The organism is Mesorhizobium sp. P3_A2 (assembly GCF_056403115.1).
Genome location: NZ_JBFUGC010000003.1, coordinates 297,044 through 313,969, shown reverse-complemented (window position 1 = coordinate 313,969; position 16,926 = coordinate 297,044). Strand labels below are relative to the sequence as shown.

Sequence of the window (16,926 nt, the reverse complement as noted above, 5' to 3'; positions counted from 1 at the left end):
TCAGGCCACGGTTCCGGCTGAGCCGTTCAGGAGATCGTCAAGTTCGCCGATATCGTCTTCCGAAAAGACGCGAATGCCGTTGGCTTCCAGGAGCGCGGTGGTCGTGCCACGGCCGGCCACACGCTTGCCCGAAAAGCTGCCGTCATAGACGAAGCTTGAGCCGCAGGACGGGCTGCCGTCGGTGAGAACCGCATAGCGACATCCGGTTTCCCGGGCGAGTTCGAGAGCAAGCTGCCCGGCTTCGAGATAGAGTGCGGTCACATCGTTTCCCGTCTGCTCGACCACCTGGCCCTGGCCGTGCAGCACAGCGTCGCCTGTGCCGCGAATTTCCGCCGGCGGCCGCGGCGTGGAGAAGCCTGCCGCAACCTCGGGGCAGATTTGCACGACCCGCCCTTCCGCCTGCCATCGCGTCAATACCGGATGGTTGTTGAGCCGGTAAGAGCCGTTGTAGCGGACGTGGCTGCCGAGCAGGCAGGCTGAGACCAGAATCCTTTCCATGTCAGCCTCCTTTTACCACGCGATCCGGTGCGCCCCTAGAAGGCTACCCGGTCGCCACCCTTCAGCGCCAGCATGTCGCGCGCTTCGGCCGGTGTGGCGACGTCCAGCGACAGCCCGTCGAGAATGCCGCGAATACGGCGCACCTGGTCGGCGTTGGATTTCGCCAATTGGCGGCCGTCGTAGAGACTGTCCTCCAGCCCGACGCGGACATTGCCGCCCATCGCCGCCGCAATCGAGATCAGCGGCATCTGGTTGCGGCCGGCGGCGAGCACCGAGAACTGGTAGCTGTCGCCGAACAATTTGTCGGCGATGCGCTTCATATGGATGAGATTGTCCGGGTCGGCGCCGATGCCGCCCAGAATGCCGAGCACGAACTGGATGAAGAGCGGCCCCGACACCAGGCCGCGGTCGCGAAAATGCGCCAGCGAATAGAGATGGCCGACATCGTAGCATTCGAACTCGAAGCGCGTGCCGCAGCCCTTGCCGAGCTTTTCCAGTACGCCTTCCATGTCGGCAAAAGTGTTCTTGAAGATCGTATCGCGGGTGGCTTCGAGCAGCTTCGGCTCCCACTCGTGCTGCCATTCCCGTGGCTTGTCGAGCATCGGAAACAGTGCAAAATTCATCGACCCCATGTTGAGCGAGCACATTTCGGGCTCGGCCCTGAGCGGCGCCGCCAGCCGGTGATCCAGCGTCATCAGCGACGAGCCGCCGGTGGTGATGTTGAGCACCGCATCGGTCGCCTGCTTGATGCGCGGCAGGAACTGCATGAACACCTCAGGATCGGCGGTTGGCCTGCCGTCCTTTGGGTCGCGGGCATGCAGATGCAGGATCGAAGCGCCCGCTTCGGCCGCCGCGATGGCGTCCGTGGCGATCTGGTCCGGTGTGACCGGCAGATAGGGCGACATGGACGGCGTGTGCACCGAGCCGGTGACCGCGCAGGTGATGATGACTTTTCTCGCCATTTTGCGCCTCAGCGATTGACCGGCAGGTCGAGTTCGACAGCAAGTGCTTCCAGAGTGTCGCCAAGGACCGCGATAATCTCACCGATCTGGTCGTGGGTCGTGATCAACGGCGGGCAGACCATGAAATTGTCGCTCACCGGTCCGCCACGCACGCGCCGCGAGTAGATGATCAGTCCGCGTTCAAAGGCCAGATCGATCAGCCGCAAATTGGCGTTGAGATTTTGTGGCAGTGGCGTCTTGGCCAAGGGGTCCGCGTAGAGTTCCGCTCCCATGAAAAGGCCCTTGCCTCGCACGTCGGCTATGAAAGGAAAGCGGCTCGACAGGGCTTCAAGCTCGGCCCTCAGAATCTCGCCCATGGCGGCGGAATTCTCGACCAAGCCAAGGCGGTCGACCTCGCTAAGAACCGCAACGCCCGCTGCGCAAGCGACGGGATTGCCGCCATATGTGTGGCCATGAAGGAATCCACCCGCGTCAATGACCGGCCCGACGATCCTCTGCGTCGCGGCAAGTGCGCCAAGCGGCGCATAGCCGGATGAAAGGCCCTTCGATAGCGCGACGATATCCGGCCGGCAGGACCAGTGGTCACCGCCCAGGAATTTGCCGGTGCGTCCGATGCCAGTCATCACTTCGTCGTGGATGAGCAGGATGCCGTAGCGATCGCAGATTTCGCGGATCCGCGCAAAATAGCTGTCCGGCGGGACCAGCGCCGCGGTCGCGGCGCCGCCGATCGGCTCCATGATGAAGGCGAGCACACTTTCCGGCCCTTCCTCCAGGATCTTTTCCTCCAGCATATTCGCGTAGCGGACACCTCGCTGTTCCATTGACAGGTTGTCGTGATCGCGATGAACAAACGGGGCCGGCACCAATGGCATTGGCCGACCGATCGGATCGAAGGTCTTGGTGAGAATGTCATCGCCGGTTACGGCAAGCGTGCCGACTGTGACACCATGATAGGAGGGCATGCGGCCGATGGTCTTCCAGCGTTTGTGCTGACCTGTTGCTACGGCCCATTGCCGCGCGAGCTTCAGGCAGGCTTCGATCGCCTCGGAGCCGCCGGAAACGAAATAGATGCGGTTGAGCCCGTTAGGCAGGCGATCAGCCAGCGCGCGCGCCAGCCCGATCGCCTGTTCGTTCTCGAATTGAAAGATGTAGGCGAAGCTGACGCGGTCCAGCTGCCGCTTCATCGCGTCGATGACATTGCGGTTGCCGTGGCCAACATTGACGTTGACCGCGCTGCTCGATCCGTCGATGTAGCGGCGGCCGCTCTTGTCCCACAGGTAGATGCCATCGGCGCGGTCCACCATTGGTCGTTGCAACCTGGTGAAATGGAAAAGGTTCGGTCGACGGTCGGATTCGACGGACTGCAAAGCGATCATTCAACCCCTCTTACTTTAGGCCGAGATAGCGGTCGATTACATTCTTGGTCACGCGCTCGACCATCGGGTCCTGCCTTAGCAGGCCGGCCACCCATTCGCAGCTTCCAGCGTGGAACACCTCGCCCTTGCCGCGCGGGAAATTGACGATCATGCCGTTGCCGCGTTTGACTTTTTCGAGATTGGCGTCGCTTGCCTCGCCGAACAGCGTCTCGGCGGTGAAGCGGCCGTCCTCGTCGGTCAAAAACTGGTCCTCGATCGGGATGTCGGCGCTTTCCTCGACCTGGCTCGCCATGCCGACGGCCAGCACCTGTAAACCGTCAGGTGCCCCGCTGTCCGATGTCGGATAGGGCAGGCCGCCGCGAATCTCGAAATCGAGTCCGTCGACTTCATAGCCATAGACGTGGCTGTCGGCGCCGAGCAGGTCGCCATAATAGATGCCGGTGCCGGCAAAGGCCCAATGCTCCGGCCGGTAGACCGGAAAGCCGCGCACGCCACGCGGCGCGCAGCCGCCCCAGCCGGCATAGACGCCGCGTGTGGCGTTAAGCCCTAAGGTGGCGCTGCCGGGGCGACCGATCTCCGGCGCTTCCCAGGAATTGGTGGCGCGGGTCACGTCACCGTCCTGATAGGCCGGGTCTTCGGCGCGCGCCCGATATTTGTAGCAGACCTGCCGGCGGCCTTCGTCCTCAAGCCTGGTCTGCCACATGAAATTGCCGGCAAAGCGGGCTGCATGGCCGCCGCGCGTCACATAGGCGTCGACCGCGTCGCGCATTTCCCAGGTCCAGTACTCGTCATGGCCGACGAAGACGACGCAGTCATAGCCGTCGAGGATTCCGGGCGAGAAATGCAAATCGTGCTGGCTGGCGAGATCGACGCCGTAGCCGGCGCGCTCGGCGAAGCGGAAGAAGTGGCTGTCATAGCTCGCCCAGCCGGAAGAGGCGTATTTCTTCGAGTGTCCCGTGGCGAACGCCCATTCCATATGGGGATAGCGCGGCACCGTCTTGGGCGGCACGGCAACCTCCAGCGGCACACGCGGCGCGTCCTTCGGCAGCACCACAAAACCGCGGCACCAGGGGCGCTGCGTCGACACCATCGTTGCATATTGATTGCGGTTCGGCCCGGTGATGCCCTGGTAGTGGTTTGAGCCGCCCCAGGTGTTGTAGGAGAGCCAGGTCCCGGTCGCGGCCACCTGCAGCACGCGGCCGGGTTTTTTGCCAGGCAGAGGACCGACGATGATGAGATGGTGGCATTGGATCGGCGTGCCGTCGCGGCCATCCGCTGTCAGCGTCAGCCTGTAGGCGCCGGACGGCCAGTCGTCACCGACCCGAAATTCGAACGACGCCTCCCAGCCGCAGCCTTCGACCGAGCATTGGTCGGGCGTGTCCTGCCAACGCGCCGACAGGCCTGTTTGCTCGAACATTTTTGTCTCGGTGCTGCCGTCGCGAACGATGGCGAGGCTGAAGCGCGGCGCGGTCGAACTGACATGCAGCGCCACCGTTTCACCGGCACGATACGAAAATCGGTCCGAATAGCACCAGATCTCGCCGCGCTCGCCATCCATCCCCGGCCATTCGTAATAATGGCCGCGCACCGCCTCGCGGCGCTGCTCGGGCGTCAGTCCGAAATCGGGGAATTCGGTCGGCAGCTGGGTCATGAACACCGGACAAGATCGAAGGCCGCCATTTCGGCCATCTGCCGGCCAAGCGTCAAATGGAAACGATCGGGCCAGCAATTGCTTAGCCGCTCTTGGCCGCACCCGGCAAACCGACTATCTCAGGCGAGGCGGTATTTTCCGTCTCGGGAGCCGGCATGCTGAGAGTGCAGAAGGTCAAGGTCGACGACATCTACGTGCCGACGGCGCGCAAGAAAACGCTGCATCCCGAAACGGTCCGGCATCTGGCCGAGGACATTCTGGAAAACGGCATGAAGACGCCGATCCAGGTCCGTCATGACGGCAAGCGTCACATCCTCGTCGAGGGCCTGCATCGGCTGGAAGCCGCCAAATGGCTCGGCGAAACCGAGATCGACGCCTATCTGGTGCAAGCCAAGCGCCACTGAGGCGCAGCCTCCGACCGATCAACAACAGCGGGCCGACGCTCCGCAGATTTTTTCCCGGAGCGTGTCGGCGTGCGGCGTGCCCGCTCGTCCTTGGGGCAGATCCTGAGGAGACTGACACATGTCCAGATCGATTTTTTTCGCCATGGTTGCCTCGGTTGCGGCCTTGTTCGCGGCACCGGGCCTGACCAATGCAGAGGAGACGAAGACCGCCATGACGACCGAGACCAATGCCATGCCGACGCCGGAAAGGTCCGGCCTGCTGCCTATCAACGGGTTGTCTTATTATTACGCCGTCTACGGCAAGGGTGAGCCGCTGCTTCTCTTGCATGGCGGTCTCGGCTCGATCGACATGTTCGCGCCGATCCTGCCCAAGCTTGCCGAGAACCGCACGGTCATAGGCGTGGACCTGCAGGGGCATGGCCGCACGGCGCTTGGCGACCGGCCATTCAGCCTGGAGGCGATCGGCGACGACATGGCTGATGTCGTCAAGGCGCTCGGCTACGACAAGGTCGACGTGCTTGGCTATTCGCTGGGCGGCGGCGTCGCCTTCCGCATGGCCGTCCAGCACCCCGAGACAATACGCAGGCTTGTCCTGGTGTCGACCGGCTACGCCGCCAATGGCTTCTATGACGAGATGCGTCCGCAACAGGCGCAGGTGAGTGCCGCTGCCGCGCCGTTCATGAAGGACACCCCGATGTACAAGTCCTACGTTGCAGTGGCGCCGTATCCGGAAGACTTCCCGAAACTCCTCGACGCGCTGGGCAACTTCATGCGCAAGGACTACGACTATTCCGCCGATGTCGCGAAGCTGAAGATGCCGGTCATGCTCGCCTATGGCGACAGCGACATGTACAAGCCCGAGCACGAGATCAAGTTCTACCAGATGCTCGGCGGTGGGCTGAAAGATGCCGGCTGGATGCGCGAGAACCTGTCGCAGAACCGGCTGGCCATCATTCCGAACCGCACCCACTACGACGTCTTCTTCGCGCCGGAACTGACGGCCGCTGCGCTGCCCTTCCTCAACGGCGAGACCAAGGTGAAGACCTGGGACGAAGTCGTCAGCGAAACCGAGTAGGTCTGCCGAAAGTTGAAACCGGCCGTCTCCAGCGAGACGGCCGGCTTTTCTGTGCCTGCGAAGCTACGAAGCCTTGGCGCGGCGCGGCTCGCGCAAATGCTTGATGCCGCTCATCTCGACGAAATTCGTCGCCTGTTCCCAGAGATAGTCGCCATAGAGGAACGGCTCGAAAGGGGCAGCACCCGCCAGCGGCAGCGGCGCGATCTCCGCATCGACGCGCGGTTCGTAGAAGAACGGGATCGAATAGCGCGCAGTCTTCGGCGCGATCACCCGGTGCCGCGTCGCGCGCACGCGCCCACCGGTCCAGCGCTCGAGCAACTGGCCGAAATTGACCGCCAGCGTGCCGTCGGCGGGCGGCACGTCGATCCATTCGCCGGCAAGGTTTTTTGCCTGCAACCCCTCGACACCGTCCTGCGCCAGCAATGTGACGAAGCCGGAATCGGCATGTTCGCGACCGATGATGGTGCGCGTCTCGCCCTTGTGGACGACGGAAAATTCTGGCCCGCTCAGATCGACGCTGATGTTGGCATCGCGCAAGGGATAGCGGATCAGCCGCAGCGTCGAGATGCCGCCGTAGAAATCCGCGTCGAAGATTGTCTCCGGCAGGCCGAGGCCGCGCGCGATCGAGCACATCAGCGCGTTGCCGAGCGCTTCCATAGCCAGGTAATAGCTGGCGGCAGAAGCGCGCCAGCCGGGCAACGCTGCTTCGGATGGCAATGGCGTCGGCTCGCGCAACGGGTCGTCCGCGTCGTTGGAGCCGGCGGTTTGCGCATGCGCAATGTCCGGCCCCATGTCGATGCCTTCCTTGTAGGAGACGGCAGTCGGCTGCAGCGGGAACCAGCCGCGATAGACGTTCTTCTTCGTGTGGTCGAAATTCCGGCGCAGCAGCTTTGCCTTCTCGGCATTGGGCAAGGCAAAGATGTTGAGCAACTGTGCCCGCTTGTCCCGTGTCAGCCAGTCGTCACCCGGAAAATCGCGGATCGCCATGAAGCCGATGCCGGAGGCGGCGGCCAGGATCCGTGCGTCGGTGCGCTCGCGGCCGGGCGAGGGCGGCCCGAACAGATCCGCGACGGCAATGGTTTCGATGTCCTGCGCCATGATGTCCCTCCCGGTCGGCCCAGGGCAAGCAGGCGCGGCGGCCGGCCGGGTGTCAATCCTTCGCCGGTATCTGAGGTTGGGCCAGTGGCGGTCCATCGGTCGTATCAAGGCAATCGATCGCGCCATCAGGGTTTTTCAATTGACCGAAAGGTGTCTGTCGTTACCTTCCAGGGACCTTCAGCGCGATGGGATTCAGGTGATGGCGAAATATCAGGGTGGGTGCCTGTGCGGGGTAGTGCGCTACGGCACCGAAGCGGAGCCGCTCAACCAGCGCGTCTGCCATTGCCGGCGCTGCCAGAAGGTGATCGGCGCGGCCTTCAACGCGCGTCTGCTGTTTCGCATCGATGATGTCACGGTCGAGGGGCAGGTGGCGACGGTCAACACCTCGCCGGACCTCAAGCGCGGCTTTTGCGCCGCCTGCGGCACGACGCTGTTTTCCCGACGCGACTCCGCCGGGATTGTCGGCATCACCACCGGCTCGCTCGACGATCCTTCGCTGTTCAAGCCGGAAATGCACATGTGGACCGCCTCGAAGCAGCCCTGGCTGCGGCTCGATGACGGCCTGCCGCACTATGAAGGCGCGCCGCCTCCGAACTGACGCCGGGCCTTACGAGAAAGTAATCCCGAAAACACGACATAGCCGGCAAAACGTCATTGGCGGGCCATGATTGCCTGCCTATCTATCGGCTGCGGGTCTGGTATTCGAGGAGGCGACCGATGAGCGACAGAATCAACACCCTGGACGAGCTTTTGAGCGATCCGATGGTCCTGCTGGTGATGGAGCGCGACCGCATAAAGCCCGAACAGGTGCGCGTCTTGCTCGAACGCGCACGTCGCCCTGCCGTCTATGGGCCGCTGGTGCCGCCGGCGCATGTCGTCGCCAAGACCTGCCTGCGGCAGTGGTTGGGCAGATAGGTCAGCCCGAGTTTGCCGGCAAATAGCTGTAATGGCTGCGGAAATAGGCCAGCTTGAAACCGAGCTGCGCATAGTTGCGATAGGCCGGACCGTCGCGGTCGGGGTGCGGCGCTTCGATGTCGGCGACAAACAGCTTCGCGCCGGCCGCCAGGCCGTCGCGCACCATGGCGTCGCCGAGCATGGCATCGAGATCGAAGCTTGGCGCCATGATGCCGGGCACCGGCGCGTCGATGCCGCTCCAGGCTGTGCCGTCAACGCCGATGAACAGCGAGCGCACAGCCACCACCGCACCGTCCCGCCGCGCCACGTAGTGATGCCAGCCCTGTCGGCCGACCAGCGTCAGCAGCCATGGTGAGGTCGGCAGCCGGTACTGGCTGTCGATGAAGCCTGCCCATTCGCTTGCCGTTGCCGGCGTCACGCGCTCGACCGAAACGCCCTCGATCGGGAACAGCGGTTCAGCCGCCAGAGGTGCTGCCTCGCGAAAAATCCGTTCCCAGCCACTCAGGCGCTGCAGGCCGCGCGCCTCGAGCCAGCGTCTAAGCGCAGAGGGCTCGGCGTTCGGATTGGCATAGAACCACGGCCTCGCAATGCCGGCGGTGCGGTAATGCGCCAAGAGCGCGTCAAGCTGGCTCTCGGTGGCCGGGCCATCGACGCCGAAATTCTTCACGCAGTTGAAATGGATGAACGGGATCGTCGTGCAGGTGGTCCAGACCAGATTGCCGTCTTCGGCGATCGACAGTCCGAGCCGCGCGGCAAAGTCGGCGGGAGCGGCGCGATAAAGGTCCAGCCAGGCATTGACCTCGGCGCGTTCGATGGCGCGGCTGAAATCGCGGGAGACGTCCTCCATTGCGAGGGCAGGTTGATGCGGTTCGGGCAGGGCAACGGGTTGCAATTCGGACAGTGCGTCGGACGACATGACCTCCTCCCGGCTTGTTACCTTACAATGTAAGGTTAGGAGGGTAATATAAACACGAACGTTGTCAAGCGGGATTGGGGACAGGAGGGGAGAAGGGAGGGCCGCGACGGGTCGCTGGTTTATGGCTAATATTTGATTCAAACTTTGTTGGTAATTTATCGTTAGTAATCGAAGCCGGTTTGTCCGGCGGCGTCCTTCTGCCTTCGGTCTGTTGTGTTTTGCGTACAGGTCCAGATGCGGATTTCAGGCGTCGTCGGTTTTATGGTGGCATCGCTGTGCCTTGCCGGCTGCTCGTCCACAGCGGGCATCGACGACTTGCAGCCGTCGAATGAGACCACCAGTTCGGTCGTGCGGCCAAGAGCGCCGGTCGCGGCGGCTCCGGTGGAGACCGCCGACCTCGCGCCAATGCGGTCCGACATGGTGGTCGACAACACTGTGGCCGACAATGCCGTGGCCGACAATGCGCCACCATTCTCGATGGTCGAGGAAGAGGAGGCGATTGTCGCGGACGCGCCTTCGGCCGATGGCAACGCCAGCCCGCAGCTTGAGCCGGTTGCGCTGATGTCGCCGCCGAAGCGGCTGACCCGCGCGGCGCCTGCCATGCTGGCCTCGCCGGTCACCCGTTACGGCTTTCGCGATGCCAAGCCGATCAATTTCGGCAAGGCGTCGCCGCGCTATCTCGCCGTGCATGGCGTCGACGTCTCGCGCTGGCAGGGCAACGTCAACTGGAGCAAGCTGCGCGCCCAGGGCGCCAATTTCGCCTACATCAAGGCGACCGATGGCGGCGACCATCTCGACCCGATGTTCATGAAGAACTGGCGCAATGCCGACGCCGCCGGGCTGAAGCGCGGCGCCTATCATTTCTTCTACTGGTGCCGCACCGCCGGCGAGCAGGCCGACTGGTTCATCCGCAATGTGCCGAAGATGGACGGCGCGCTGCCGCCGGTGATCGATGTCGAATGGAACGGCGAATCCTCCTGCAAGCGGCGGCCGTCGCGTGCCACGGTGCTGGAGAAGATGCAGGTGTTCATGGACAAGCTCGAGCGCCATTACGGCCAGCGGCCCATCATCTACACCAGCCCCGATTTCTACCGCGACAATCTCAAGGGCGCCTTTCCAGACTATCCGTTCTGGCTGCGCGCTGTGGCGCGGCACCCCTCAAAAGTCTATCCCGGCCGCAAATGGCTGTTCTGGCAGTATTCCGGTTCCGGCCTGTCGCACGGTGTGACCGGCCGCATCGACCTCAACGTCTTCCACGGTGATGAGCGCGCCTGGCGGGCATGGGCAGGCGGACAGATGACCGTCGCCGACGCCAACTGAGGACGCGGGAGCTAACCACTCGCCGGCCGTGGCCATTTGGGCGACGCCTTGGGTTGAATTTTCAGCGTCGCGCTAAGGATCCGCTCACTCTGTCCTTTAGCGGTATCGCAACAGCCTTCCGGTAACGTGCCCGTGATCGGGTTTCGGAGGGGTCCATGCGCAATCCAGTTGTGGCCATCGCTGTTGTCGCCGCTGTCGGCTACGGGTTTTTCAATTCGCTCGGGCATATGGCGGGTGGTGGCGACTCGCTGGCGGAGTCGAAGCAAAACGTCGTGTCCTATTCCACCGAGGACAAGGCGATGCAGGCTGCCAAGGACAGCGGCCGCTCTACGCTCAAGCGCTTCCAAGAGCTGATGGACGCCGGCACGCCCGGCACCTACACGGTAAAATTCCCGCTCACCCAGAACGGCGCCACCGAGCATATCTGGATGCAGCTGGTCGGCTACAGCGACGGCTCCTATATCGGCCTGCTCGCCGACGTGCCGGTCAACGGCAACAAGTACAAGATGGGCGACAGGATGACGGTGACTGAGGCCGACGTCGAGGACTGGATGATCAAGAACGGCAAGGTGATCTACGGCGGCTACACCACCCGCCAGGCGCTTGCGGACATGCCGAAAGAGCAGGTTGCAAAATACGGGTTCACCTTCAAGGATTGAGGACCTAGGCGCGGGCGAGCTCCATCGCCACGCTTTGAGGGACATCGCGCCGCTCGTGCTCGCGTATCTCTGCCGTTTGCGCCAGCACCCAGTCGCGGAACACCTTGATCTTGGGTGTGTTGCGCCGGGTCTCCAGATGCACCAGCCAATAGCCGTCGCCATCGGATCCAAGCACGTCGAATGGCTGTATCAACTGGCCCTTGGCCAAAAGGGCGCTGTAAAGGTTCTTGGTCAGGATCGCGGCGCCCTTGTCGGTCAGCGCCGCCATTGCATCATAAGCCTGTGTACCCAGTTTCGGGCCTGCCATGATGCGATCGGGCTCGAACGGCACGCCGGCCGCTTTGAACCAGATTTCCCACCACAGATCGTCGGCACAGCATAGCGGCACCTTGTAGAGATCTTCGGGGCGATGGATGCCGCCGACGCTCTCGGCGAGCTTTGGGCTGAGCATCGGTGTGTAGTCCGCCTTGAACAGATAATGCGCCGTCAGGCCGGGCCATTTTCCGGAGCCGGTGCGGATGCCGACATCCATGTCGCCGCGCGTGAAATCGACAAGCCCCTGGGATGTATTCACCTTCACGGCGAGGTCTGGATGCATCAGCTGGAATGTTCCAAGCCACACGGCCAACCAGTTCGTTGCGAAGGTTTCCATGGTTGTCACCGACAGCACGCCGGTGGCTCCACCCTTGGTGGCGACCCAAGCATCGGCCAGCGCCGAGAATGCGCCGGATGCGTGCGGCGCCAGCTGCTGTCCAGCCTCGGTCAAGGCGATCTGCCTTGTTTTTCTTATGAAAAGCGGCGTTCCGGCGCGTTCTTCCAGCACCTTGATCTGATAGCTGGCGGCTGACTGGGTCATGCCGAGTTCTTCGGCCGCCTTGGTGAAGCTGCCAAGCCGCGCCGCGGCCTCAAACACCCTGATAGCCCCTAATGGCGGCAGTTCCCAGCTCATGACGCATCAATCCTCCTGATGCATACTACGCGACGTTCGATTGGAAACCAAGCCGGGAAAACGGCATGTTGCGTCCATCAGATCAAACCCTGGAGGACACAGCAATGACCACCCCAATCGCTCTCTACAACACGCTTCGCCGCCCGATGCTCGACCTCTTCACCGCGCCGTTCAGACCCCGCAAGCGCGGCCTGCTCGACCACCGCTCGCTGTCGGATCATTTCCTTAGGGATATCGGTATGCTTGACGGACGCGTGCCTCCCGGCACCATTCGCTAGGCAAGCTGTTTTGACCTGAAAAGATACGAGGGAGGGAAAGATGACTGTGCTGTCCGAGGATCTGGCCAAGAGCCGTCAAACGATCAACGCTTATGAAGACTATGCCGAACGCTACGATGCCATCGTGCGGCATGTTCCGAACCAAAGGGAACAGAAATGGCTTAAGCGGCTCGTGGAGATCGCCGGCAAAGGCGGACGGATTCTGGAAGTCGGATCGGGACCGGGATACGATGCGGACTTTGTCGAGGGGCTCGGCGCTCAGGTCCGGCGCACCGACGCAACAAAGCGGTTTCTCGAGCTGCAGGCCGCACGCGGCAAGCACGGTGAGGTTCTCGATCTCATCACCGACGATCTCGGCGGCCCCTATGACGCGGTGCTCGCTTTGTGCGTCCTGATCCATGTGCCGCGCGAGCAGACCGACCGGGTGCTTGCCAAGATTGCCGGGTCGCTGCGGCCGGGCGGCGCCTTCCTCGTATCGATGCGCATTGGCGATGGCGAGAAGAGCGACGAGTATCATACCGTCTACTGGCGCAGGGACGACTTCGCGGCCCGCCTCGAGAGCGCCGGGCTGATCCTTGTCGGGGATGAATTCAACGTCGGCCGCGATCGCGAGGAGTGGACCACCTTCCTCGCTGTGAGGCCGTCATAACGCGAGATCCTGTTGCCAGGCCGCCAGCCGCCATCAGAAATAAGGCTTCAAATTCTCGCGAATGCGGTCAAGCACCGTCTTTCCCGACGTATCCGCAACGAAGTGCTTCCCCGTGATGGTTTCGTAGGCCTGGGTATAGACCCGCGACGTCTGCTCGATGAGCTCGGCCGGGATTTTCGGAATACGATCCTTGTAGGGATCGCAACGCGCCGTGACCCAGGCGCGGATAAAATCCTTGTCGAAACTCTGCGGCCGCTCGCCAGCCTCGAAACGCTGCTTGTAGCTTTCCGCGAGCCAGTAGCGGCTGGAGTCGGGCGTGTGGATCTCATCGGCAAGGATGATCGTGCCGTCCTTGTTCGTGCCGAATTCGTATTTGGTGTCGACCAGGATCAGGCCGCGTTTGGCGGCCAGCGCCTTGCCGCGCGCAAACAGCGCCAGCGCATAGCGGGAGACGGTGTCCCATTGCTCTTCCGACAACAGGCCGCGCGTCAGGATATCGTCGCGCGTCAAAGGCTCGTCATGCCCGCCATCGAGCGCCTTGCTGGTCGGCGTGATGATGGCCTGCGGCAGCTTCTCATTGTCGCGCAGTCCGTCCGGCAGGCGGATGCCGTACATGTCGCGCTCACCGTTTTTGTATTTCGTCAGTACTGAGGTGCTGGTGGTCCCGGCGAGGTAGTCGCGAACGACGATTTCCACCGGCAATATGTCGAGCCTCGTGCCGACGACGACATTGGGGTCGGGATAGTCGAGCACATGGTTCGGGCAGATATCGGCGGTTTCCTCGAACCAGTAGCGCGCCGTCTGCGTCAGCAGCTCGCCCTTGAGCGGGATCGCGGTCAGGATGACATCGAAGGCGCTCAGCCGATCGGTGGCGATGATGATGCGGCGGCCATCCGGCAGATCGTAATTCTCGCGGACCTTGCCTTTGTAGTGGTTCGGCAATTCCGGAATGAAGGCATCGGAGAGAACGCGCAGTGCTGTCATTCGGTGTCGTGGCTCCCAACGACGTGAGTTTCCGGGGCGACTATTAACAAAGTCGATGGCGCTTCGATACCGAACAGACGGCAATCGCCTGTAGAAAAGCCCGCCCCACGTCAGCCCCATCAATCGATCGGCATGGCATGCCGCCATTCCGAATGTGCCGGCTTTTGCGAATAAACAAGACATTGCCGTCGCCGTGCTGTCTATTTGAAGCTTCCTGCAATTCTGGGGGAGCGGGGACGGGTGGAACTGCAATTTCTGGTCGTCGGGTTTTTCTGCGTGATCGCGGCCTGTCTGTCGCTCATCACCTTCGTGAAATGGCGCGAGGTGCAGGCGATGAGCCACTGGCTGCCGACGCCGGGCAAGATCATCTCGTCGCGCGTCGAGGCGCGCAAGGTGAGGGTCTCGGGTGTCGGCGCCGACAGCGAGAAGGTCACCGAAATCCGAAATTTTCCCGCCATCACCTTCGAATACAAAGTGGCCGGCAAGAAATACCGCGGCTCGCGCTACAGTGTGAAGGAAAATCTCGGCAATTTCGAAGTCGATGAAACCCTGGCGCAGTTTCCCACAGGCGCCGAGGTGACGGTGTTTTATAACCCGGCCGATCACAGCAAAGCGGTGATAGAGCGCACCTTGCCGGACGGCGCCTTCAAATTCATGGTCAAGCTGTCTGCCGGGCTGGTGATCGGTTCCGCGGTGCTGGTGTTTTCTACCGGTGGTGTTCTGGAGGCTATCAGGCCGTTCCTGCCCAAGCCGGAAAAACTCGGCATCGCGATGGTTCTGTTTTTCATGGGCCTGTTCATCCTGCTCATGGGGATAGCCCAGAAGGTTCTTGCAAGGCGGTCGACAAAATGGCCCGTTGCCGCCGGCCGCATCGATGCTTCGGAAGTTGAGACGGTCCGGATCGATGGCGGCTCCCAACGCTGGCGCCGCGCCTTTCGGTCCCGCATCGTCTACAGCTATGAGGTTGCCGGTCGGCGCTACACTTCCAGCCGCGTCACCTTCGGCGCCGCGGTCGCCGCTTCTCTGGCCGCCTTGGTTCGGGGCGAGTCGCAACGCTACGCCGAAGGCAGCAAGGTCGACGTCCACTACGACCCTGCCAACCCAGCTTCATCGGTGCTCGAATGCAGGGTGCGCGGGCTCTGGCTGCTGTGGGTGTGTTCGGCTGGCTTTATCGGCGCCGCGGCGTGGCTGGTCGGGCTGCTGCCCACTCTTTGACAGGATGCAGTGATGAACAACGCCATGAGATCAATCATCTGGGCCTGCGCCCTGTTTGCCTCCGCAACACTATCCGTCATCGCACGCGCAGACGAGCCGGCGCCGTCGCGCCCGCCGGTCGACAAATGCGCCTGGGAGAAACTGGCCGACAACGCGATCGGTCTGGCCGCCTGGGCGCAGCGCTGCGATTTCGGCTTCCGCCAGATCCATTTCGAATTCATCGGCAACGCACTCGCCATCAAATTCAGCGATGGCGGCGCGGCCGATCCTCTGGTCGAAGTGTTCGACATCAAATCAGGCGAAACCGCCGAAGCTGCCGTGCTGCGCCTGTTGCTGGAGAAGACCGACAAGGCCGTCGGCGCCCGCTGTGAGCTCGCGCCCTACACCGAGGGCACCGTGCCCGCCGGCGTCAAACGCTACACATTCAGGCCCGACGCCGCCTATGCCAAGGAGCTGCAGGCGGCCGCCAATGACGAGGTCCCCGAACCGCCCTGCGGCGACTGGGGCGAAATGCCGGATGGTATCCAGTATTTCGAAGTGCCGGTGGGCGAGGGGCGGAAGGTGCTGTTCGTCCGGGTGGGTCAGGACGAACCGTTGTTTGATGAGCAGACGCTGCGGGTGTTGCCGGCGGGGTAGGTGCCTCGAACAGACTAATCTGGGTCGAGGAAGGTTTCCATCGAACAAGAGAACGTTCGAGTGTGCAAAGTATTTCAATCAAGGAATTATAGGCCGATTACACGATTCCAGTCGTTTACATACATATACAGGCGGCCAAATTCCGAAGGAAGCAGCATGCGGTTATGCGCGATAAAATTTCTCACCTTCTCCATCTCGTCCATCCTCTGCTTCAACCAATGTTGAGACGGAATAACCGGAAAGTGCTCCCACTTATTTATTATAATTTGGGCTAGATGACCGAACTCAACAAATCCTAAGAGATCGGTCTTTTCTCCCTCGAGCCACGAGTCTTTAATGGCTGTATCGCGCCGACTTTCAGCATGCGCAATAATTTTGGGAGGCAGCTTTGCCTCCCAATCCGCGCCTTCCTTCTCTGATAAAGTATCTCGGATATACGAACGAATTTCGTTCTCAAAGCAAAAGAGGACAGCGTAAAGCCTTGCCATCTCGAGAGCCCGGTTCCGATTCTGTATACCAAAGGGCGCGAGTGACTCAGCGAGAAGGCGTTCTTCAGCGTCGCTTTGGTCGGCACCAACTTGTATCCCTGCCGCCTGAAAATTTGCTGCCTCCGCTTCGAACATTAGCCCGCGAAATAGGAAGTTCCTCAAATCCTTAGTGGTCAATAAGGTGCTCCTTTATTGACTTGAATATCGCATTGTAAACCTCCACGTCCTTGGTCGCTGGAAGGTGGATTTGTATATTGTAGTTCAGGCTCAGGTCTTTTGGTGACAGATTGATAGGTTGCAACGTCGCATCAGCTGACGGGACTTCTGATTTTTTGGGTTCCGGAGGCGGCTGTTTCGTCGGTATCGAATTTCTAAAATCGGCTAGTCCAGCCAAATTTAAAAATGTCTTTGTCATCAGAGATGCTGTGTTATCACTTGCATTATGGTAGCTCTTAAATTTGCCATTGATGGTGACTTTATCGCTTACTCCTGGATTTTCTTTTATCAAGAATATATCGGAGTAGGCCTCTCGAAGGGCCTCGGCCATTACCTGTTTTGATCGGGAATGGTCACGATATGCATGGTATCGTGAGGTTGGCTTCCCATCTGGCGACAAGAAGCCCAGCGCCTTTAAAAGAGGAATGTAAGCGCGATCATTTGAAGATCCAAACCCCCAATCCTTGAGAAGTTGGCTTGTGAATTGCTCTGGTGCTTGCCCGTCTTGTATCCTTTTGAAAAATTCCTGAACTCGCCCGGCAGCAACTAGGTAAGCGTTGGTAAGCCCCATAGTGTCCCCCCAAATAAATAAGCCCGCACCTACTTTATAGGTGCGAGCTTATTTTGCCTACCTGCT

20 protein-coding genes are annotated in these 16,926 nt (G+C 61.4%); 10 read left to right on the top strand and 10 right to left on the bottom strand.

What is annotated here, in order from left to right; all coding sequences use genetic code 11:
• The 4 genes from AC1DXM_RS09020 to AC1DXM_RS09005 are packed head-to-tail and all read right to left on the bottom strand — an operon-like array spanning window position 1 to window position 4,487.
• A complete protein-coding gene (locus AC1DXM_RS09020) occupies window positions 1-498 on the bottom strand; it encodes a 2-thiouracil desulfurase family protein (RefSeq protein WP_477232730.1) in 498 nt (165 codons plus the stop codon).
• 35 nt (window positions 499-533) lie between these two features.
• Window positions 534-1,460 carry a 3,5-dioxohexanoate:acetyl-CoA acetone transferase gene (gene kce / locus AC1DXM_RS09015; protein WP_477232729.1) on the bottom strand — a complete coding sequence of 309 codons (927 nt, stop codon included), beginning with the start codon at window positions 1,458-1,460 and terminating at the stop codon, window positions 534-536.
• 8 nt (window positions 1,461-1,468) lie between these two features.
• Entirely contained in the window at window positions 1,469-2,836 is a 1,368-nt protein-coding gene (locus AC1DXM_RS09010) for an aminotransferase family protein (protein WP_477232728.1), read from the bottom strand.
• 10 nt (window positions 2,837-2,846) lie between these two features.
• Window positions 2,847-4,487 (bottom strand): N,N-dimethylformamidase beta subunit family domain-containing protein, encoded by a 1,641-nt coding sequence (locus AC1DXM_RS09005; RefSeq protein ID WP_477232727.1) that lies wholly within the window; start codon window positions 4,485-4,487, stop codon window positions 2,847-2,849.
• Window positions 4,488-4,642: 155 nt separating this feature from the next.
• Between AC1DXM_RS09005 and AC1DXM_RS09000 the strand changes: the two genes are divergently transcribed.
• Window positions 4,643-4,891 carry a ParB N-terminal domain-containing protein gene (locus AC1DXM_RS09000; RefSeq protein ID WP_008875526.1) on the top strand — a complete coding sequence of 83 codons (249 nt, stop codon included), beginning with the start codon at window positions 4,643-4,645 and terminating at the stop codon, window positions 4,889-4,891.
• A 118-nt stretch (window positions 4,892-5,009) separates the two neighbouring features.
• Window positions 5,010-5,966 carry an alpha/beta fold hydrolase gene (locus tag AC1DXM_RS08995; protein WP_477232726.1) on the top strand — a complete coding sequence of 319 codons (957 nt, stop codon included), beginning with the start codon at window positions 5,010-5,012 and terminating at the stop codon, window positions 5,964-5,966.
• Window positions 5,967-6,029: 63 nt separating this feature from the next.
• Here the strand turns inward: AC1DXM_RS08995 and AC1DXM_RS08990 are convergent, their stop codons facing one another.
• Entirely contained in the window at window positions 6,030-7,064 is a 1,035-nt protein-coding gene (locus AC1DXM_RS08990; protein WP_477232725.1) for an isopenicillin N synthase family dioxygenase, read from the bottom strand.
• Window positions 7,065-7,263: 199 nt separating this feature from the next.
• Here AC1DXM_RS08990 and AC1DXM_RS08985 point away from each other — a divergent pair, with 199 nt between their 5' ends.
• Together AC1DXM_RS08985 and AC1DXM_RS08980 are read left to right on the top strand one after the other, a co-directional pair.
• Window positions 7,264-7,662 (top strand): GFA family protein, encoded by a 399-nt coding sequence (locus AC1DXM_RS08985; protein WP_477232724.1) that lies wholly within the window; start codon window positions 7,264-7,266, stop codon window positions 7,660-7,662.
• Between the two features lie 119 nt (window positions 7,663-7,781).
• A complete protein-coding gene (locus AC1DXM_RS08980) occupies window positions 7,782-7,979 on the top strand; it encodes a hypothetical protein (RefSeq protein ID WP_477232723.1) in 198 nt (65 codons plus the stop codon).
• Between the two features lies 1 nt (window position 7,980).
• Here AC1DXM_RS08980 and AC1DXM_RS08975 read toward each other — a convergent pair whose 3' ends face one another.
• A complete protein-coding gene (locus AC1DXM_RS08975) occupies window positions 7,981-8,895 on the bottom strand; it encodes a hypothetical protein (protein WP_477232722.1) in 915 nt (304 codons plus the stop codon).
• A gap of 234 nt (window positions 8,896-9,129) precedes the next feature.
• On the opposite strand from AC1DXM_RS08975, the gene AC1DXM_RS08970 reads away from it, so the two are divergent.
• Together AC1DXM_RS08970 and AC1DXM_RS08965 are read left to right on the top strand one after the other, a co-directional pair.
• Window positions 9,130-10,215 (top strand): glycoside hydrolase family 25 protein, encoded by a 1,086-nt coding sequence (locus AC1DXM_RS08970; RefSeq protein WP_477232721.1) that lies wholly within the window; start codon window positions 9,130-9,132, stop codon window positions 10,213-10,215.
• Between the two features lie 155 nt (window positions 10,216-10,370).
• A complete protein-coding gene (locus AC1DXM_RS08965) occupies window positions 10,371-10,874 on the top strand; it encodes a DUF2314 domain-containing protein (protein ID WP_477232720.1) in 504 nt (167 codons plus the stop codon).
• Between the two features lie 4 nt (window positions 10,875-10,878).
• Here AC1DXM_RS08965 and AC1DXM_RS08960 read toward each other — a convergent pair whose 3' ends face one another.
• Complete coding sequence (locus tag AC1DXM_RS08960; protein ID WP_477232719.1) at window positions 10,879-11,823, bottom strand: LysR family transcriptional regulator; 945 nt, start codon at window positions 11,821-11,823, stop codon at window positions 10,879-10,881.
• 104 nt (window positions 11,824-11,927) lie between these two features.
• Here AC1DXM_RS08960 and AC1DXM_RS08955 point away from each other — a divergent pair, with 104 nt between their 5' ends.
• Together AC1DXM_RS08955 and AC1DXM_RS08950 are read left to right on the top strand one after the other, a co-directional pair.
• On the top strand, window positions 11,928-12,101 hold the full coding sequence (locus AC1DXM_RS08955; RefSeq protein ID WP_477232718.1) for a hypothetical protein: 174 nt from the start codon (window positions 11,928-11,930) through the stop codon (window positions 12,099-12,101).
• A 40-nt stretch (window positions 12,102-12,141) separates the two neighbouring features.
• Window positions 12,142-12,750, top strand: a complete 609-nt coding sequence (locus AC1DXM_RS08950) for a class I SAM-dependent DNA methyltransferase (protein WP_477232717.1) — start codon at window positions 12,142-12,144, stop codon at window positions 12,748-12,750.
• Between the two features lie 33 nt (window positions 12,751-12,783).
• Here the strand turns inward: AC1DXM_RS08950 and AC1DXM_RS08945 are convergent, their stop codons facing one another.
• The gene (locus AC1DXM_RS08945; RefSeq protein ID WP_477232953.1) at window positions 12,784-13,725 is read right to left on the bottom strand and encodes a phosphoribosylaminoimidazolesuccinocarboxamide synthase; all 942 of its coding nucleotides are present in this window, start codon (window positions 13,723-13,725) and stop codon (window positions 12,784-12,786) included.
• A gap of 249 nt (window positions 13,726-13,974) precedes the next feature.
• On the opposite strand from AC1DXM_RS08945, the gene AC1DXM_RS08940 reads away from it, so the two are divergent.
• On the top strand, window positions 13,975-14,949 hold the full coding sequence (locus AC1DXM_RS08940) for a DUF3592 domain-containing protein (RefSeq protein WP_477232716.1): 975 nt from the start codon (window positions 13,975-13,977) through the stop codon (window positions 14,947-14,949).
• 24 nt (window positions 14,950-14,973) lie between these two features.
• Window positions 14,974-15,585, top strand: coding sequence for a hypothetical protein (locus AC1DXM_RS08935; protein WP_477232715.1), 612 nt, complete (start codon window positions 14,974-14,976; stop codon window positions 15,583-15,585).
• Between the two features lie 86 nt (window positions 15,586-15,671).
• Here AC1DXM_RS08935 and AC1DXM_RS08930 read toward each other — a convergent pair whose 3' ends face one another.
• Together AC1DXM_RS08930 and AC1DXM_RS08925 are read right to left on the bottom strand one after the other, a co-directional pair.
• Window positions 15,672-16,250: a Swt1 family HEPN domain-containing protein gene (locus AC1DXM_RS08930; RefSeq protein WP_477232714.1), complete on the bottom strand. Its 579-nt coding sequence runs from the start codon at window positions 16,248-16,250 to the stop codon at window positions 15,672-15,674.
• Window positions 16,240-16,860, bottom strand: coding sequence for a DUF5343 domain-containing protein (locus AC1DXM_RS08925; RefSeq protein ID WP_477232713.1), 621 nt, complete (start codon window positions 16,858-16,860; stop codon window positions 16,240-16,242). Before AC1DXM_RS08925 ends, AC1DXM_RS08930 begins: the two co-directional genes overlap by 11 nt.
• Window positions 16,861-16,926: the final 66 nt, after the last annotated feature.

Coding starts and splice junctions, on each gene's coding strand:
- AC1DXM_RS08935 (WP_477232715.1), top strand. CDS start 14,974: ATGAGATCAATCATCTGGGCCTGCGCCCTGTTTGCCTCCGCAACACTA.
- AC1DXM_RS08950 (WP_477232717.1), top strand. CDS start 12,142: ATGACTGTGCTGTCCGAGGATCTGGCCAAGAGCCGTCAAACGATCAAC.
- AC1DXM_RS08980 (WP_477232723.1), top strand. CDS start 7,782: ATGAGCGACAGAATCAACACCCTGGACGAGCTTTTGAGCGATCCGATG.
- AC1DXM_RS09010 (WP_477232728.1), bottom strand. CDS start 2,836: ATGATCGCTTTGCAGTCCGTCGAATCCGACCGTCGACCGAACCTTTTC.
- AC1DXM_RS08985 (WP_477232724.1), top strand. CDS start 7,264: ATGGCGAAATATCAGGGTGGGTGCCTGTGCGGGGTAGTGCGCTACGGC.
- AC1DXM_RS08955 (WP_477232718.1), top strand. CDS start 11,928: ATGACCACCCCAATCGCTCTCTACAACACGCTTCGCCGCCCGATGCTC.
- AC1DXM_RS08960 (WP_477232719.1), bottom strand. CDS start 11,823: ATGAGCTGGGAACTGCCGCCATTAGGGGCTATCAGGGTGTTTGAGGCC.
- AC1DXM_RS09005 (WP_477232727.1), bottom strand. CDS start 4,487: ATGACCCAGCTGCCGACCGAATTCCCCGATTTCGGACTGACGCCCGAG.
- kce (WP_477232729.1), bottom strand. CDS start 1,460: ATGGCGAGAAAAGTCATCATCACCTGCGCGGTCACCGGCTCGGTGCAC.
- AC1DXM_RS09000 (WP_008875526.1), top strand. CDS start 4,643: ATGCTGAGAGTGCAGAAGGTCAAGGTCGACGACATCTACGTGCCGACG.
- AC1DXM_RS08925 (WP_477232713.1), bottom strand. CDS start 16,860: ATGGGGCTTACCAACGCTTACCTAGTTGCTGCCGGGCGAGTTCAGGAA.
- AC1DXM_RS08975 (WP_477232722.1), bottom strand. CDS start 8,895: ATGTCGTCCGACGCACTGTCCGAATTGCAACCCGTTGCCCTGCCCGAA.
- AC1DXM_RS08965 (WP_477232720.1), top strand. CDS start 10,371: ATGCGCAATCCAGTTGTGGCCATCGCTGTTGTCGCCGCTGTCGGCTAC.
- AC1DXM_RS08995 (WP_477232726.1), top strand. CDS start 5,010: ATGTCCAGATCGATTTTTTTCGCCATGGTTGCCTCGGTTGCGGCCTTG.
- AC1DXM_RS08970 (WP_477232721.1), top strand. CDS start 9,130: ATGCGGATTTCAGGCGTCGTCGGTTTTATGGTGGCATCGCTGTGCCTT.
- AC1DXM_RS09020 (WP_477232730.1), bottom strand. CDS start 498: ATGGAAAGGATTCTGGTCTCAGCCTGCCTGCTCGGCAGCCACGTCCGC.
- AC1DXM_RS08990 (WP_477232725.1), bottom strand. CDS start 7,064: ATGGCGCAGGACATCGAAACCATTGCCGTCGCGGATCTGTTCGGGCCG.